Origin of the sequence: Kosakonia sp. MUSA4 (assembly GCF_013085925.1) — a bacterium.
GTDB lineage: Bacteria > Pseudomonadota > Gammaproteobacteria > Enterobacterales > Enterobacteriaceae > Kosakonia > Kosakonia sacchari_B.
On the sequence record NZ_CP025697.1, the window covers coordinates 160,498 to 177,219 of the forward strand.

The 16,722-nt window shown below is 56.9% G+C and carries 12 protein-coding genes and 1 pseudogene; 10 read left to right on the forward strand and 3 right to left on the reverse strand.

The window, feature by feature from the left end:
- Positions 1 to 14: 14 nt before the first annotated feature.
- The gene (locus C0557_RS00720) at positions 15 to 1,970 is read right to left on the reverse strand and encodes a tetratricopeptide repeat protein (protein WP_217273277.1); all 1,956 of its coding nucleotides are present in this window, start codon (positions 1,968 to 1,970) and stop codon (positions 15 to 17) included.
- A gap of 358 nt (positions 1,971 to 2,328) precedes the next feature.
- Between C0557_RS00720 and C0557_RS00725 the strand changes: the two genes are divergently transcribed.
- A complete protein-coding gene (locus C0557_RS00725; protein ID WP_253073766.1) occupies positions 2,329 to 3,129 on the forward strand; it encodes an alpha/beta hydrolase in 801 nt (266 codons plus the stop codon).
- 245 nt (positions 3,130 to 3,374) lie between these two features.
- Here C0557_RS00725 and C0557_RS00730 read toward each other — a convergent pair whose 3' ends face one another.
- Positions 3,375 to 4,190, reverse strand: coding sequence for a hypothetical protein (locus tag C0557_RS00730; RefSeq protein ID WP_208657159.1), 816 nt, complete (start codon positions 4,188 to 4,190; stop codon positions 3,375 to 3,377).
- A 359-nt stretch (positions 4,191 to 4,549) separates the two neighbouring features.
- On the opposite strand from C0557_RS00730, the pseudogene tssB reads away from it, so the two are divergent.
- Positions 4,550 to 4,966, forward strand: a pseudogene (gene tssB, locus C0557_RS00735) (type VI secretion system contractile sheath small subunit); the annotation flags it as partial.
- Positions 4,967 to 4,987: 21 nt separating this feature from the next.
- Here the strand turns inward: tssB and C0557_RS00740 are convergent.
- Positions 4,988 to 6,931 (reverse strand): sigma-54-dependent Fis family transcriptional regulator, encoded by a 1,944-nt coding sequence (locus C0557_RS00740; RefSeq protein WP_208657160.1) that lies wholly within the window; start codon positions 6,929 to 6,931, stop codon positions 4,988 to 4,990.
- Between the two features lie 271 nt (positions 6,932 to 7,202).
- On the opposite strand from C0557_RS00740, the gene ssuD reads away from it, so the two are divergent.
- The 8 genes from ssuD to C0557_RS00780 all read left to right on the forward strand — a co-directional run bounded on the left by ssuD (position 7,203) and on the right by C0557_RS00780 (position 16,706).
- On the forward strand, positions 7,203 to 8,375 hold the full coding sequence (gene ssuD / locus C0557_RS00745; RefSeq protein WP_208657161.1) for an FMNH2-dependent alkanesulfonate monooxygenase: 1,173 nt from the start codon (positions 7,203 to 7,205) through the stop codon (positions 8,373 to 8,375).
- A gap of 41 nt (positions 8,376 to 8,416) precedes the next feature.
- Complete coding sequence (locus tag C0557_RS00750; RefSeq protein ID WP_208657162.1) at positions 8,417 to 9,814, forward strand: FAD/NAD(P)-binding protein; 1,398 nt, start codon at positions 8,417 to 8,419, stop codon at positions 9,812 to 9,814.
- A gap of 69 nt (positions 9,815 to 9,883) precedes the next feature.
- On the forward strand, positions 9,884 to 11,290 hold the full coding sequence (locus C0557_RS00755; protein WP_208657163.1) for an LLM class flavin-dependent oxidoreductase: 1,407 nt from the start codon (positions 9,884 to 9,886) through the stop codon (positions 11,288 to 11,290).
- A complete protein-coding gene (locus C0557_RS00760) occupies positions 11,287 to 12,306 on the forward strand; it encodes a methionine ABC transporter ATP-binding protein (protein WP_208657164.1) in 1,020 nt (339 codons plus the stop codon). Before C0557_RS00755 ends, C0557_RS00760 begins: the two co-directional genes overlap by 4 nt.
- A complete protein-coding gene (locus tag C0557_RS00765; protein WP_208657165.1) occupies positions 12,303 to 13,001 on the forward strand; it encodes a methionine ABC transporter permease in 699 nt (232 codons plus the stop codon). Before C0557_RS00760 ends, C0557_RS00765 begins: the two co-directional genes overlap by 4 nt.
- A complete protein-coding gene (locus tag C0557_RS00770) occupies positions 12,998 to 13,876 on the forward strand; it encodes a MetQ/NlpA family ABC transporter substrate-binding protein (RefSeq protein WP_208657166.1) in 879 nt (292 codons plus the stop codon). Before C0557_RS00765 ends, C0557_RS00770 begins: the two co-directional genes overlap by 4 nt.
- Before the next feature lie 174 nt (positions 13,877 to 14,050).
- Complete coding sequence (locus C0557_RS00775) at positions 14,051 to 15,472, forward strand: MFS transporter (RefSeq protein ID WP_208657167.1); 1,422 nt, start codon at positions 14,051 to 14,053, stop codon at positions 15,470 to 15,472.
- Positions 15,473 to 15,482: 10 nt separating this feature from the next.
- Entirely contained in the window at positions 15,483 to 16,706 is a 1,224-nt protein-coding gene (locus tag C0557_RS00780) for an acyl-CoA dehydrogenase family protein (RefSeq protein ID WP_208657168.1), read from the forward strand.
- Positions 16,707 to 16,722: the final 16 nt, after the last annotated feature.

The following is a 16,722-nucleotide window of genomic DNA, read 5'->3' on the forward strand; positions in this document are numbered from 1 at the left end:
GAAAACAATCAGACTCATCCTGCGCGCGGCGTTTCTATCCCTGTCTGCAAGGCGCTGGCGGCATTCTCCAGCGTGGTTGCCCAGTCGTCGATGGCGGGCTGGCGGAACAGCCGCATGCCGGGATACCACGGTGAATCGTCCCGCTGCATCAGCCAGCGCCAGTCCGGAATAAATGGCAGCAGCGTCCAGCAGGGGCGCTGTAACGCCCCGGCCAGATGTACCGGCGAGGAATCGACGGAAATCAGAAGATCCGCCAGCGACAGAATGGCCGCCGTGTCATCGAAATCCTCAATTTCTGCGCTGAGCGCTTCTGCACGCATCCCTTGCGGCGGCGTCTGCTGGCTGGCGTCGCCTTTCTGGATCAGGAGAAATGTGGCATCCGTTCGGGCGAACGGCGCAAATTGCGCCAGTGACAGCGAGCGGCGGCGATCATTGACGTGCGTCGGGCGTCCGGCCCATACCAGCGCCACCCACGGGCGCGGCAACCCGGCAAGACGCGCCTGCCAGTGTGCCAGCCGCTGCGGATCGGCATGCAGATAACCCGTCGCGGCCGGTAAATCCTCCAGTTGAATATTTAGCAAGCCGGGCAGATCCATCAGTTCGCAATAGGCGTCAAACGCCGGGGGCAACTCGCCGCGGCCGAGCACCTGGTCATCGGGAAAGGCGCGGCGTATCAGCGCCAGCAACTGCGGATGCACATCCAGCACAATGCGCGCCAGGCTCTGGCGTTTTGCCTGCTGTACAAAGCGGATGAATTGCAGCGTATCGCCGAACCCTTGTTCATCGAAAATCAGCAGTGTTTTGCCGGGCAGCGGCTGGCCTTGCCAGCGTGGCGCTTGCTGAACCCGCCGCGACATGTCACGGGTATGCGGCATCTGATAGCGGTGGCGGTATTCACGCCAGCCGTTTGGCAGATCGCCGGTCAGCAGCAGGGTTTCGGCCAGATCAAAACGCGCTACCGCATCGCCGGGCAGATGATCGACCAGCATTTTCTGGATCGCCAGCGTCTCTTCCAGCTTGCCCTGCGCCCGCAACGCCAGCGCCAGCCGTTGCCAGATGGCCAGCGGCCCATTCCCGCCGCTGACAAACGGGCGCAGCAGTGTTTCGGCGGCAAGATAGTGGCCTTCATCAAGTAACGGCTGAACCTGTTGCAACACGCCGCTGAAGTCAGCCGGGGCGGCCTGGCGATGACGGCCCTGCAACTGCCGTAACTGCGCCTGTTTTTGCTGGGTTGCCGGGTGCTGCGGTGCCAGACCCTGCAAACGTACCAGCGCCTGCTCTGCGGCTGTGAGATCGCCACGCGCAAGGTAAATATTGACCAGGGTCATCCAGCCACCGACCAGCCGGGGATCCCGTTGCAAGGCGCGCTGGCAGTGGGCCAACGCCTGTTCTGTATTTCCGCTATCAAGCAGCAGCCCGGCAACGTTGTTATGGATTGACGGCTCATCCGGCGCGAGCGCCAGCGCGCGTTGATAATGGGCCAGCGCATCCTCAACGCGGCCGAGACGACGCAAGGTGTTGGCCAGGTTCCCGTGCGCCTGCGCGGCTCCCGGCGTCAGCGCCACGACTTTTTCCAGGCACAGCACGCTCTCAACCAGTTTTTCCTGCTCCTGCAACAAAATACCGAGGTTGTTCCAGCCGTTCACCTGCGTGGGATCGAGGCTGATGGCTTTTCGCGCCCACTGTTCGCCTTCGGCGCGCTCGCCCTTTTGCCGGTACATTTCCGCCAGATTGCTGGCGTAGAGCGCGGAAAATTGCGGGGCTGAACAGGCTTCGCGCAGATGAGCGATGGCGCGATCAAGATGACCACAGGCGTGGGCGATAAGACCGAGCAGATGCAGCGCATCCGGCTGGCCGGCGTGTTGTGCGAGGATCTGGCGGCAGTAGTGTTCGGCCTGCGGCGCTTGTCCCGCATTCCAGTGTTGCCACGCAAGGCGTAGTGCTTCCTGCAATGTCATCTGTGTTGTCATAAGAAACCATCAAAGCAAAAACGGGAGCCGCTGTGGCGGGTTATGGTTATGCAGAACCTATTTATTAGCACGGGCTGTAGGTCTGCGCTGATAGCGCTCGCCCGGTCATTAGCATCTTACACATACTTTATCAGGGCTGACGATGCTGGCATAACGGGTACAGAAGTGAAGCTGCGTTTTGATTGTGCCGATAGTATTACGAGAATCGACGGCGCCAGGCCCGCGTGTCGCACTCGTTTCAAAAACCTTGTACGGTTTCCCTTGCCGCCTGATTGCACACGGTATAACCGACCTACGCTGATTAAGTGAAAAACGCATGATAAGTGTCTGTAAAAATGTGCTGCCCGGAATAGTGATAATGCTGGTTTTTCTGGCCTGCGGATGCGCCGATCGGGATGCGCGAATGTCCGCCAGCGAGTTAGCGAAACGAGCAGGCATGAGCAGCGAAAATGTGCAAACAAGCCGCTTTCTGCTGCGTACTTTCAGTAAAACGACGCCGTCAGCAACGGTGTTGCGTGTCTATATCGAAGGGGATGGTTTTGCCTGGGTAAGCCGGACACAACCGTCAAGCGATCCCACGCCGCGTAACCCGGTCGGATTACAGCTGGCTGCGGCGGATCCTTCGCCTGCTGTGCTCTATCTGGCGCGCCCGTGCCAGTATATCGGCCCGCCGTTACCCGCCGAATGCACGGTGGAGTGGTGGACGGACAAACGCTTCGCGCCGCAAGTGATTGCCGCTATGGATGAGGCGCTGAGCCGTTTTGTCAGCCGCATGCCGGGTGTACAACTGGAACTGATTGGCTACTCCGGCGGCGCAACCATTGCGGCGCAGCTGGCGGCGCGTCGGCACGATGTGCGATCGCTACGCACGGTGGCCGGGAACCTCGATGTGGCGAGGGTGAACCAGATTCATCATGTTTCGGCCATGCCGGATGCCGCCAGCGCGATAGATGTCGCGCCGCAGCTTGCCACCTTGCCGCAGATCCATTTCAGCGGCACGGAAGACAGCACGGTGCCGCTATCGGTGGCGCAGCGTTTCCAGCAGGCGACAGGGACGCGCTGTGCGCAGGTGATACCGATTCCCGGCATGCGCCACGGCAGTGACTGGGCCGCACAGTGGCCGGATTTGCTGACCAAAGTGCCGACCTGTCGCAAGTAAGTCAAAGCATGAAATGCGTGCTGCTGGTGGTGTTTACCTTAATGGCGTTGTCGTCATCCACCGCCAGCACATTGCAGCTCAGCGTGCCTTGCATTGCGACCGCAGGCGGGGATCGCCGTGGTGATTATGGCCGACCGTGTGACGCCGCGTTAATCGCGTTAAAAGGAAAGAAATTCAAATGTTATTGTTGTGTTTAGACCAGAAAATTAATTATCCCGTATCTTAAATTATACGGGACAATGAATTTACAATTTACAGTTTTCCATTTCAATGATCGAGCCGGTAGGATCAATTACCGGAAGATGGAAACCATTTGCCGTGCGAAGCCTCAGGAGATTTCTTTTTATAATATCTGCTTCAGAGCCAACTGCTTGTAATTTCCCATCATAAAAATCCATTTTTTCATAACCAACATAGATTGCAGTCACTTTAATTGATCTTGTTGCAGGAAAACCTGTATAGATATTTATGCCTGGTTTCCCAATGGCAAGGACTTCATTATATTTGTATATGTCTCTGGATAACTCATAAGCGGGTTTTATTTGATTAAAGCCGCCTTCAATGAAACCTGTTTTTTGTGTATCTTCAATAAACTGTTCACCGCTGAAAATGTAACTCGATAATTTTGACGTTCTGGCTAACCCTTTACCATACCTGTCATCGAATCTATTCGGAAACCATGCATCGTCGTCGAAGGTTCCGAGGATGTTTTGTTCCGGGACATCAAGCACCAGTCCAATTGAGCAAAATTTATATAGTCCATTTCCTAACAGCTCCCAGCTATGGCCTTTTGTATTTTTATTTTTATTTATCATGTTATTTACCTGGTTTTTAACTTCACCAATATTGACAAGTGACATGGAAATAACATCCCAGGTATCAAATAATTTTTCAGCGGGTTTATTGTAGAGTTCGCTCTCCGTAAACAATATTGCGTGAATCAGTCTGCATCCCTGTGGCAAACTTTGTGTTTTCCATGTGGTTAAATGTTTGCTTGAAAATTTATAACCATGTGTAAGGCTATCTCGTGCAGGAATATTACTTTTTCTTAATTTAGCCATTGTGGTTTCCTCTGGTTTAAAATTCTAAGATTAAACATTTTTCTGAGATGCATCAAATTAATAAGATTTTTTTAGGATATTTTACAAATTGAGTTTAAATTAAAAGATGCAAATTTGGTCATGCATTTAAATTGCATTTTACAGTGTATTTCTTTGGCTTTTATTTAAAAATATTAAACTGAGCAAAATGAAATCAGAACCCTCAGGCGATATTTCTTTTGTTTGATGCAAGATATTTTCCATAAAGTTGTTTAATATCAAACAAGAATTATATTTTTAATGATGTTCTCTTTGTTTCTGATAATGCTTTCTCTTTTTTATCTTAATAATATATTATTTGCTGTCATTACCAGAATAAGATGCCCAAAGCACGTGTTGATTTAAAACGCGATCTGCATACGGGCGGCGCGGGTAAAAAAACAGAATTACCGTTGAAATGAGTGGTTGCCGGTGATTTCAGTAACGGGCAGGAAATCGCGCCGTTATCAGAGCGGGAGAAAACGGCAATTAATAAAATAATTTTGACAGCGTTCTTTCTGAATATTCCCAAAAGTTAATCTGACCGTTAAAACACGCTTGCTGATGACGGTAGCGAAGGCAACATCAGCCTGACCTTCCGGAGCATGAAGGATTTCTCCCCGGAACAGGTGGTCCGCCAGATCCTTCAGCTTAAGGCCATGCTCGCCATGCGCAATCTTCTCCATGACCTCAGGGCCAACCTGCTCGATAACCAGGCTTTCCGGAAAGAGCTGGAAAAAATTCTGCTCGACCCGGCGCGACAGACCTTGTCACAGGGGTTAATCCACTCCCAGCAGTATGCTGGTTCCGCCATTTATCGGCTGTGCGTACCAGACGGCTTCCCGTACCAAAATGGCTTTACTGATGAGTCCGAGGGCGTAAAAACGGTCGGCTATCGCCTGCTGGGCGCGTATCACCTTAAGATCCATTGGCCGCGGGCGATGGCTGCGGCGAGCCAGCGCCCGTTTGAGCGACGCTACGTTAATTCCCAGTTCCGCAGAGAGCATGCTGGCGGCATCGTCACGGTGGCGATCGATAAACTGTCCGGTTTGCGCCAGCTCTTCCATCAACCGGTGCATGATGTCGCCGTTGCGCGTGGCATAGTCGCGACGTGACAGATAAAACTGGTGGTTGTGCACCCGGCCTTCACCGCTGGCGACGACCCGCAATTCTGCAGCGCCTTCGGCCTCGCTCAATAGCGGGTCCCACATCATCCAGGCATCTACTGCCAGATAATCGCTGGCGGTGAGCGGGTATTTTGGCGGTGTGTAAACCACTTTGACATCTTGCAGCCCCAGTCCGGCTTCTTCCAGTATTTGCAATAATAACCAGTGGACGTTTGATCCCTTATTGAGCGCAATACGCTTACCGCGTAAATCACTAATGGAGGCGATCTCGCTTTGCTGCGGCACTACCATTGCGACGCTTTGCGGCGCAGGCGGCTCCCAGGCTACATACACCAGTTCATTATTACTGGCCTGCGCGAAGACCGGTGGCGCTTCGCCGGTGGTGCCGAAATCGATTTCATTGCAGGCGAGGGCGTGCAGCAATTGCGGCCCGGCCGGGAATTCGCTCCACAGCACACTCACACCGAGGCTGGCAAAGGCGCTTTCCAGGCACTGACGCGCCTTTAAGATCCCCAGATTACCGAAACGCTGATAGCCAATCCGTAACTCACGATCCGCAGAGACAATTCCGGAGGATGGTCGGATTGAGGTCGTTCCCCGACGACGGCTTTTAATCACCCCGAGATTCGCCAACTGGGTGCGTAATGTATGGCGGCTAATCCCCAGCAACGCCGCCGCCTGGCTTTGATTATCGTCGCAGCGCGCCATCGCGCCGCGAATCAGCGCTCCGGTGAAACGTTCCCATAGCGGTTCGCCGGGCTGATCGAACTGTTGGCGGATTAACTCATCCAGAGCATTGTCCGTCGCGGGCGGTGGGGCATCGTTCAGCGTGGTCAGGCGGAGCTGCGCGGGAGTAATTTCCTCCTCTTTACTCAGCAGAACTGCATTGTGCAGCGTATTTTCCAGTTCGCGGATGTTGCCGGGCCAGGAATAATCCATCAGCTTCGCCAGCGTTTCCGGCGCCAGACGGCGGGTCGGACGCCCTAACCTGCGTGCGTAAAGTGTTAAGAAATGATTTGCCAGCAGCGGAATATCTTGCCGTCGCTGGCGCAAGGGCGGAAGCGGCACGATAGCGATATTTAGCCGGTAGTAGAGATCTTCACGAAAGCGGCGCTCGCGAATAGCCTGCGCTAAATCGACATGCGTCGCCGCGAGCACGCGCACGTTGACTTTGGTCGCTTTTCGCGAGCCGACGCGGGTGATTTCACGCTCCTGTAACACGCGCAACAGCTTAACCTGTAAAGGCAGACTAAGTTCACCGATCTCATCGAGTAGCAGGGTGCCGCCTTCTGCCGCTTCAAACCAGCCGGGATGACCTTGCAGCGCTCCGGTAAAGGCACCTTTTTCATGTCCGAACAACTCTGCTTCCGCCAGGCTTTCGCTCAGTGCGCCGCAGTTAACGGCGAGAAAAGGTTGATGACGACGCGCGCTATGGTGATGCAGATAACGGGCGACCACCTCTTTACCCGTACCGGTTTCGCCGACAATTAACACAGTGGCTTCGGTAGGGGCCAGTTTATCCAGCAGGCTCTGAAACGCTTTTGACGCCGGGTCGACCAGTACGGGCGTGGCGGATGGGGATTCAGGATTCAGCATGATGGACCTCCGGTAAATGACACGTTGAACTTATCGTTAGCTGGCGGCAGAAACCAGAGGGGCGCCTCGCCCCGCTGTTGCCAATGCAACAGGCTGTGCGCATCAGCTGGCGCATTCGCAACAGCCCTTGCGGAAGATTATTTATTTAATTCGTTGATTACTATGAATTAAATAATGCGTAGCTTTTGGCATGATTATCGCTAACACCCATATAACAAAATTAAAACAACTCTTCGATAAATACCGAATATGGTTATATAGGAAATGGATAATGACGCAGAAAGCTGACGACAATATCAACGTGTTCTGGTTCTTACCGACCCATGGCGACGGGCGTTATCTGGGCACCACCGAGGGCGGACGTCCTGTTGATCTCCCCTACCTGCAGCAGGTCGCGCTGGCGGCGGACAGCCTCGGCTATTACGGCGTGCTGATCCCAACCGGAAAAAGCTGTGAAGATTCCTGGCTGGTGGCTTCGGCGTTGGTTCCATTGACCCGCCGTTTGCGCTATCTGGTCGCGGTTCGTCCCGGTTTGCAGCCGCCGACGCTGGCAGCGCGTATGGCGGCAACGCTGGATCGCCTGTCGGAAGGGAGACTGCTAATTAACGTAGTGACTGGCGGCGATCCGGTGGAAAACAAAGGTGACGGCATCTTTCTGAACCATAGCGAACGTTATCAGGTAACCAGAGAGTTTCTCGACGTCTATACGCAGCTGCTGCGGGGCGAAAAAGTGGATTACCAGGGAGAGCATATTCACGTAGAAGGGGCGGAAGTGCTGTTCCCCCCGGTGCAGGAGGACGGCCCGCCGCTCTATTTTGGCGGATCCTCCCCGGAAGCGATCGACGTTGCCGCCGGGCAAATCGACACCTATCTGACCTGGGGCGAGCCGCCGGAGCTGGTGGCCGAGAAGCTGGCTATCGTCCGCGAACGCGCTGCGGCTCGCGGTCGTACCCTGCAATACGGTATTCGTTTACATGTCATCGTTCGCGAAACGGAAGAGGAGGCCTGGGCTGCCGCTGACCGCCTGATCTCTCATCTTGATGATGATGTCATCGCCGAGGCGCAAAAGATTTTCGCCCGGATGGATTCCGCAGGCCAGGCGCGAATGAGCGCTCTGCACAAAGGCTCCCGCGATAACCTGCGCATTGCGCCGAACCTGTGGGCGGGCGTTGGCCTGGTCCGCGGTGGTGCGGGAACCGCCCTGGTGGGTAACCCGCAACAGGTTGTGGAGCGCATCCGTGAATATCAGGCGCTGGGCATTACGAATTTTATTTTTTCCGGCTATCCGCATCTGGAAGAGGCGCACCGCTTCGCCGATTTGGTCATGCCGCTACTGCCGCTGGGTAACGCTGCCCAGTCTAAGGTGCGCGGCGTCAACACCGGCCCGTTTGGCGAAACGATCGGTGGCGATAAACGTCCGGTTAAACAGGTCAGCGCCAGCTGAAGGGGGATTTATGCTTTATCTCTTCGTTAAGGCATCAGGCGATGAACGCTGAGCCGCAGGTGGTCATTGTCGGCGGCGGTTTTAGCGGCGCAGCCGTGGCCATCGAATTGCTGCGCCTGGCGCCTGAAGGCGTGCGGGTCATTTTGCTGGAGCCCCGCGCTGTCCCCGGCGCCGGGGTGGCCTATTCCACAACGGAACCTTCTCACCGCATAAACGTGCCCGCCGCGCGGATGCAACTGGCTGATGAGGAAGAGGGCGCGTTTGATCGCTGGTACCGCAGACAGCCCGCCTTCGCCGACGATCCGCAGGCATTGCGCGAGGAGGGGACGGTTTACCCGCAGCGTGCGCAGTTTGGGCTCTATGTCGCACAGCGTTTCGCCAACGCGGCGCGAAACAGCGGCGGACGGCTGACGCATTTACGCGAGCAGGCGCTGACCTTTGACGAACGGGGCGTGACAACCGATAGCGGCCGCCTTCTGGAGGCCGATCTGCTGGTGCTGGCGATAAGCCATCCGCCGCCGTCGCTGCCGCGGCTGGCCGCGCCTTTTCGCGATCATCCCGCGCTGATTGCCAATCCCTGGCGGTCTGAGGCGCTGACGGCTATTGCGTCGGATGCGCGGGTGGCCGTGATGGGAACCGGGCTGACAATGGCGGATACCCTCGCCGCAATAACCCGGCTCGGACATCGGGGACCGGTAACGGCGTTCTCCCGCCGTGGGTTGCTCTCGCGGAGCAACCTTAGCGGAGAAAGCGAGGCGTGGCCGGGCGACTATCGGCAGGGAACGCTGCGCCAGCGTTTACGGCGCATCCGGGAAGATATCTCCCGGGCGGCTGAACAGGGGTTGCCCTGGCAGGTCGTGCTGGATGCGGTACGCAATCAGGGGCAGACCCTCTGGCAAGGTTTAACCTTCGCCGATCGCCAGCGCTTCCTGCGTCATCTGCGTAGCTACTGGGATGTGCATCGTTATCGGATCGCGCCGCAGGTGGCGGATGTTCTTTCACAGCGTAGCAATGACGGGAGCCTGAAGGTGCTGGCCGCAAGATTGACGGCGCTGGATAGCGATACGCGAACGCTCACGCTGACCCTGAATCCGCGGCGCGGGCAGCCTTATACGCTGACCGTCGATCATCTGATCCTGACCACCGGACCCGCGCACAATGCCTTAACCGAAAGCCAACCGTTGTTGCAGGAACTGACGCGGCGCGGGCTGATTCGCGCGGATGCGCTGGGGTTAGGGCTGGATGTCGATGCCCGTTCCCACGCGATAGGACGCGAAGGGCAGTCGACGCCGAAAATCCTCGTTTGCGGTCCGGCGGCGAGGGGGCGCTTCGGTGAACTGATGGGGCTACCGCAGGTGGCCGATCATGCTGCCGCCATTGCCGGAGAAACGCTGGCGACGCTGGGTTTCAGCCTGCCCGCCCGATGTCCCGTGTCCTGATTTTATTCCCTTTTTATCCTTTTAATTAATAAGCGTGCGCCAGTATCTGGACGCACCGTGGAGAGCGCTATGCCATCGCAACGAGAGATTCGCCTTAACGCGTTTGATATGAACTGTGTCGGTCACCAGTCGCCGGGCCTGTGGGCCCATCCGCGCGACCGTTCCTGGCAGTATAAAGATCTGGAATATTGGGTCGATCTGGCGCGCCTTCTGGAGCGCGGCAAATTTGACGGCTTGTTTATTGCCGATGTGCTTGGCGTTTACGATGTATTAAACGGGAACGGCGATGCGGCGATCCGTCAGGCGACGCAGGTGCCGGTAAACGATCCGCTGGCGCTGATAACCCCGATGGCGCTGGTGACGGAACACCTTGGCTTTGGTCTGACCGCATCGCTGTCATTTGAGCATCCCTATCCATTTGCCCGTCGGCTGTCGACGCTCGATCATCTGACTAAAGGCCGGGTGGGCTGGAATATTGTTACCTCGTATCTGGAAAGCGGCGCGCGCAATATTGGGCATCAGGCGCAGACCGACCATGATGCGCGCTACGACTACGCCGATGAATACCTCGACGTCGTGTATAAGCTGCTGGAAGGCAGCTGGGAAGACGGCGCGGTTTTGCGCGATCGCGAACGGGGAATTTTTAGCGATCCGCAGAAAATCCATCCGATTAACCATCAGGGCAACTTTTTCTCCGTTCCGGGCATCCATCTGTGCGAGCCGTCGCCGCAGCGCACACCGGTGCTCTATCAGGCGGGAGCCTCCAGCCGTGGAAAACAGTTTGCCGCCACGCATGCCGAGTGCGTTTTTGTCGCTGCGCCGTCGAAAGTCCTGTTGAAGAAGACGGTCGCGGATATTCGTCGTCGCGCCGCGGAAGCCGGGCGCGATCCGCGCAGCATTCTGATTTTCAATCTGCAAACGGTGATCGTGGGCGAAACCGATCGCGAGGCGCAGGCCAAATGGCAGGAATACAAATCATACGTTAGCTATGAGGGCGCGCTGGCGCTGATCTCCGGCTGGACCGGCATTGACTTTGGTCAGTATCGGCCGGACCAGGTGCTGAAATACCTGCATACCAACGCCATCCAGTCGGCGGTTGAGGCGTTTTCCACCGCCGACCCGAATCGTCAATGGACGGTAGAAGCGCTGGCGGACTGGGTGGGCATCGGCGGCTTTGGCCCGCTGCTCGTCGGCAGCGCGGAAACGGTGGCCGATGAACTGCAATCCTGGGTCGAGGAGACCGATGTCGATGGCTTCAATCTGGCCTATGCCGTTACACATGAAACCTTCCGCGAAGTGGTGGAGCTATTAATACCAGAGCTGCAAAAACGCGGCGTCTTTAAGCAGGATTACCGGGAAGGCACGCTGCGCGAAAAACTGTTTGGCGCCGGGCCGCGCCTGACTGCGCCGCATCCGGGGGCAGACTACCGTCGCGGCGTGCGAAACGATGCCGGGGCGAAGGAGACGGCGGCATGATTGATATCGATAATCTGCATAAACGCTACCGCACGGCGGATGGCCGCGTCAGCGAGGTGCTGAAGGGATTATCGCTCAGGGTGCCCACCAGCTCCATCACCGCGGTGGTAGGGCCGAGCGGTGCGGGGAAATCGACCCTGGCGCGCTGCATCAGCCTGCTGGAACGCCCCGATAGCGGCAGTATCAAAGTTAACGGCAAAGACTTGTCCTTACTGTCAGGGGAGGCGCTGCGGCGTGAACGGCGCGCGATCGGCACCGTTTTTCAATCCTCGGCGCTGCTGAATCGCAAAACGGCGTGGCAAAACATCTCGTTGCCGCTGGAGTATCTGGGCGTGGTGGAACGCGACATTAAGGCGCGGGTCGGTGAATTACTGGAGAGCGTAGGGCTGAGTCACAAAGCGGAGGCGTATCCGTCCCAGCTTTCCGGCGGACAGCGTCAGCGCATTGGGATTGCTCGCGCACTGGCATTACGTCCGTCGGTACTGCTGGCGGACGAGGCCACGTCTGGACTGGATCCCCAGGCGACCGCCACGGTGCTGGGTTTGCTCCGACAGCTACGTGATGAGTACCGGCTGGCGATAGTCCTGATTACGCATGAAATGGATGCGGTACGCGCTGCGGCGGATGCGGTGGCGGAAATCCGCGATGGCGCGATAGTCCAGTACGGGCAGGTGAAAGAGCTGTTGGCCCGTCCGGATTCCCTGCTTGGTCAGCAGCTCTTGCCACTGTCACCCGTCGCCGTTCACAGCGATCTGCTGCTGCGCCTGAGCTATCGCTGGGATGTTCCGGTGGCGACTGACTGGATCAGCCGCCTGAGTCAACAGTATGCGCTACAGATAGATTTGCTCGGCGGCCATGTGGAGGTGATCAACGGTCAACTGGCGGGGCGTTTACAGGTCGGCGTCCGATTTCAGGGAGAACGATTGTCGGTGGATCGAATGACCGCCCTTTTAGCGCAACTGGGTATTGCGGCGGAAATCCTTGCACATGCCCCCGAGCTACAGGAGGCGGTATGAAACCGACAGTGATAAGCCAGGATACGCCGTGGCATGAAATCCATACCTTGCTGCTGCCTGCTTATGGGGAAACCTGGCTGATGGTTGCCATTGTGATGCTGTTTGTGGTGACCCTCGGCGGCGTGGTGGGCGTGGTGTTATTCAACGCCTCGCCGCGGGGATTATTTCCGCATTCCGCGCTTTACCAGGTGCTTAACTGGGGCGTCAACATGGGGCGCTCTCTGCCCTTTCTGGTGTTAATGGCGGCGATTATCCCGTTCACGTTCTGGCTGACGGGCACCACTATCGGCATTCCTGCCGCCGTGGTGCCGATGATTGCCGCCGGCGTGCCATTTTTTGGCCGTCTGGTGGAAAACGCCCTGCGCGAACTCCCGGCGGAGGTTACCGCGGTGGGGCTGGTGTGCGGCGGTTCGCGCTGGCAAATAATCCGCCACGCGCAGCTCAGCGAGGCGCTGCCTGCGCTGGTGGCGGCGGTCACGCTTAACCTGGTGTCGATGATCGAATATTCGGCGATTGCCGGCACTATCGGTGCGGGTGGGATCGGCTATCTGGCGGTCGTGTACGGCTATCAGCGTTTCGACAATCACATCATGATCGCCACCATTGTCGTGCTGATCGCCACAATTCAGATCATTCAATTCTTTGGCGACCGTCTGGTCAATACGCTTCGCCACACGCAGGGGATTTCTTCATGACAACAGAACAGTTTGAACTCCGTAAGGCCCGCCGCTGGCCATGGCTGGCGGTGCTGGCAGTCATCGCGGCGCTGGCCGTCGCATTCTGGTGGTGGCGCGGATACACGCAGGCACCGCAGGTCGTTTTCGGTACGACGTTAAAAATTCACTACGAACCGGCGATGGCGGGCGAGCAGCGAATTATTGAGTACATCAATCAGCATATTGCGCCTGATTATGGCCTGAAGCTGGAGGCAGTGGGCGTACAGGATCCGGTACAGGCGGACAGAGCCGTGGCGGAGGGGCAGTATGCTGGCACTATCTATCAACATCAGTGGTGGCTTAAGCAGGTGGTGGACGCCAACGGCTTTGCACTTTCGACGACCGTGCCGGTTTTTCAGTGGGCTTTTGGGATCTATTCCGACCGTTATAAATCGGTACAGGATTTGCCTGCCGGGGCGACCCTCGTCGTGCCGGATGATGGCGCTAACCAGGGGCAGGCATTATGGTTGCTGCAAAGGATAGGGTTAATCTCACTCGATCCGGCGGTTGAGCCGCGCACGGCGAAACTGAAAAATATTGTCGGTAACCCACATAAGTTCAATTTTAAAGAGCTGGATTTATTAACCATGCCGCGAGCGCTGAATTCGGTGGATGCCGCTATTGGTTATGTCTCGCAATTTGATGCCGGAAAAGTCCCACGGGAAAAAGGCATATTATTCCCTCCTGCGCCTAAAACGTTTGCCTCGCAATTAGTTATTGGTACTCCGTATTTATCGCAGGAGAATATTGTCAAATTAAAACAGGCTTTTTCCGATCCGCGTATTCAGACGTGGTTAAAGACTACTGACGATCCGCTGGTTAAAGACGTACTGGTTCCGGTCTCAGCAGACTAAGACATCATTGATGAAACGATAATAACCGGACGGGCTTCGCTCGCCCGGCTACTGGTGTTCTTCTTAATTAACTTATTGAATATATTGATAATTATATGAGTATTTATTGTTTTTAATATGCTAAGACCCGGCTTATAACCTGAGTCACCTGCACAACTATATAAGGTAAATAATATGAGCACGCTGTCTGTTGATAATGCTGGCGCCGTTTCGGCACCGGTGAGTAGCGTCGGGGATGTGGCGCGATTAATTAATTCCGGCAGGGAGCAGAGTAAATATGCGCGGATGATTGTATTCCTCGCGCTCGGCGGCGTATTTCTCGACGCTTATGATTTAACCACGCTCTCTTACGGTATTGATGATGTGGTGCGGGAATTCCAGCTCTCGCCGCTTTTAACTGGCATTGTCACCTCGTCAATCATGGTCGGCACGATTATCGGTAATTTAATCGGCGGCTGGCTGACGGATAAATATGGTCGTTATTCGGTGTTTATGGCCGATATGCTATTTTTTGTGGTATCGGCAATTGCGGCGGGACTGGCGCCGAACGTTTGGGTATTAATCGGCGCGCGGTTCCTGATGGGGATTGGCGTCGGGATCGATCTCCCGGTCGCCATGTCTTATCTGGCCGAGTTTTCCCGCTTTACCGGGAAAGGCAATAAGGCCGCGCGGCTCGCGGCCTGGTGTCCGATGTGGTACGCCGCCTCGACGGTCTGTTTTTTAATCATCTTTGGGCTCTATTTCCTGTTGCCAAAAGAGCATCTGGACTGGCTGTGGCGCGCATCGCTGCTGTTCGGCGCGGTTCCGGCGCTGCTGATTATTGCCGTGCGCAGTAAATTCATGAATGAATCGCCGTTGTGGGCGGCCAACCAGGGCGATCTGGCCTCGGCTGTGCGTATTCTGCGCGATTCTTACGGCATCAAGGCTCACGAAGCGCCGGTCGAACGTCCTGCTCCGCCGCCCAAAGTGAGCTTTCGCGTGCTATTTGCAAAACCGTACCGCGAACGCACTATTGTCGCCGGGGTGATGAACGTTTGTATCTCATTTGAATATACGGCGATCGCCTTTTTCCTGCCGTCCATTCTCGCCCAATTCCTTGGCGCTGGCGTGTTCGAAACCATCTCCGCCTCGCTGGGGCTCAATGCGCTGTTCGCTTTTACCGGTGGGTTGCTGGGCATGCACCTGGCATGGAAATACCCGTCGCGGCACGTCGCGATCGCCGGGTTCGCGCTGCAGTTTATCGCCCTGATCGTTCTCGCACTGGTCGGGCAGCCGCAGGCCGCGCTGGGCGTAGTGCTGGCGATTGCGATGCTGGGGCTGTGGCTGTTTGCTGAGGGCTTTGGTCCCGGCGCGCAGTTGATGATCTATCCGGCGCTTTCATACCCAACCGCTATTCGCGCCACCGGGGTCGGCTTCAGCCGCGCGCTTTCCGGGATTGGCAGCGCGCTGGCGCTGTTTGTCCTGCCGTTGCTGCAGGCATCGCTCGGTACGCAAATGTTCTGGGTCGTATCGCTGGCCGCCATTATCCCGATTTTCTTCCTGCTCGCGGTACGCCATGAGCCTACCCAACATGACATTGACGACAGCCATCATTGAGGAACAGATAATGACTTTACTCTCTACCGGCACCGACTATGAACAGCTGGCGGCGACCTTCCGACCTATTTTTGCCCGTATCGCGCAGGGAGCGGCGGCGCGCGAACAAAACCGCATCCTGCCCGATGAGCAGATCCGCTGGCTGAAAGAGGCCGGATTTGGCACGGTGCGCATTCCGCGGGAAAAGGGCGGCTGGGGCGCGTCGTTGCCGCAATTAATTGCGCTGCTTATTGAGCTGGCTGAGGCCGACTCCAACCTGCCACAGGCGCTGCGGGCGCATTTCGCCTTCGTAGAAGACCGCCTCAATCAACCCGACTCGCCAGCACGCGATCGCTGGTTCCGTCGCTTCCTCGACGGCGAGCTGGTGGGCAGCGGCTGGACCGAAATCGGCGCGGTCAGGCTGGGGGAGGTTTTCACCCGCGTAACGCCCGTTGAAGGCGGCTGGCAGCTGGACGGTGAGAAATTCTATAGCACCGGTACGCTGTTTGCCGACTGGATCGATGTCTTCGCCCGGCGCGGCGATAACCAGGGCGATGTGATTGCGCTGGTCAGCACGAGCCAGCCTGGCGTTGAACGCGAGGATGACTGGGACGGCTTCGGTCAGCGTCTGACCGGCAGCGGCACGACCCGCTTCAAACAGGCGCAGGTGGAGCAGGAGCACGTCTATGACTTTGCGCAGCGCTTTCGTTATCAGACCGCGTTTTATCAGCATATCCTGCTGGCGACGCTGGCGGGAATTGGCCTGGCGGTTGAGCGTGATGTCGCCGCAGGCGTGAAAAAGCGGACCCGGATGTACAGCCACGGTAATGCCGCCGTGCCGCGTGATGATGCGCAGGTGCTCCAGGTCGTGGGGCAAATCAGTAGCTGGAGTTGGGCGACGCGGGCGGCGGTATTGCAGGCGGCGGAATCGTTGCATCAGGCCTACCTTGTGCATGCCAGCGGCGACGAGGCGCTCATTGAACAGCGCAATCGTCTGGCTGAAGTCGAAGCGGCGCAGGCGCAGGTGATTGCCAGCGACTGGATCCCGCGTGCGGCTACCGAGCTGTTCAACGCCCTCGGCGCGTCGGATACGCGGGTGAGCAAGGCGCTTGATCGCCACTGGCGCAACGCGCGCACCGTGGCATCGCACAATCCGGTGATTTATAAGGCGCGAAATATCGGTAACTGGTTGGTTAATGGCGAAGCGCCAACTTTTATCTGGCAGATTGGCGACGGCGAGAAATCGCCGGGCTGAGAAACACGGCGACGGG

What these genes read in the sequence shown, in the direction of transcription:
- C0557_RS00770 (WP_208657166.1), top strand. Translation starts at nt 12,998, where the DNA reads ATGACAACAGAACAGTTTGAACTCCGTAAGGCCCGCCGCTGGCCATGG.
- C0557_RS00755 (WP_208657163.1), top strand. Translation starts at nt 9,884, where the DNA reads ATGCCATCGCAACGAGAGATTCGCCTTAACGCGTTTGATATGAACTGT.
- C0557_RS00730 (WP_208657159.1), bottom strand. Translation starts at nt 4,190, where the DNA reads ATGGCTAAATTAAGAAAAAGTAATATTCCTGCACGAGATAGCCTTACA.
- C0557_RS00760 (WP_208657164.1), top strand. Translation starts at nt 11,287, where the DNA reads ATGATTGATATCGATAATCTGCATAAACGCTACCGCACGGCGGATGGC.
- C0557_RS00765 (WP_208657165.1), top strand. Translation starts at nt 12,303, where the DNA reads ATGAAACCGACAGTGATAAGCCAGGATACGCCGTGGCATGAAATCCAT.
- C0557_RS00780 (WP_208657168.1), top strand. Translation starts at nt 15,483, where the DNA reads ATGACTTTACTCTCTACCGGCACCGACTATGAACAGCTGGCGGCGACC.
- C0557_RS00725 (WP_253073766.1), top strand. Translation starts at nt 2,329, where the DNA reads ATGCTGGTTTTTCTGGCCTGCGGATGCGCCGATCGGGATGCGCGAATG.
- C0557_RS00750 (WP_208657162.1), top strand. Translation starts at nt 8,417, where the DNA reads ATGAACGCTGAGCCGCAGGTGGTCATTGTCGGCGGCGGTTTTAGCGGC.
- C0557_RS00740 (WP_208657160.1), bottom strand. Translation starts at nt 6,931, where the DNA reads ATGCTGAATCCTGAATCCCCATCCGCCACGCCCGTACTGGTCGACCCG.
- ssuD (WP_208657161.1), top strand. Translation starts at nt 7,203, where the DNA reads ATGACGCAGAAAGCTGACGACAATATCAACGTGTTCTGGTTCTTACCG.
- C0557_RS00775 (WP_208657167.1), top strand. Translation starts at nt 14,051, where the DNA reads ATGAGCACGCTGTCTGTTGATAATGCTGGCGCCGTTTCGGCACCGGTG.
- C0557_RS00720 (WP_217273277.1), bottom strand. Translation starts at nt 1,970, where the DNA reads ATGACAACACAGATGACATTGCAGGAAGCACTACGCCTTGCGTGGCAA.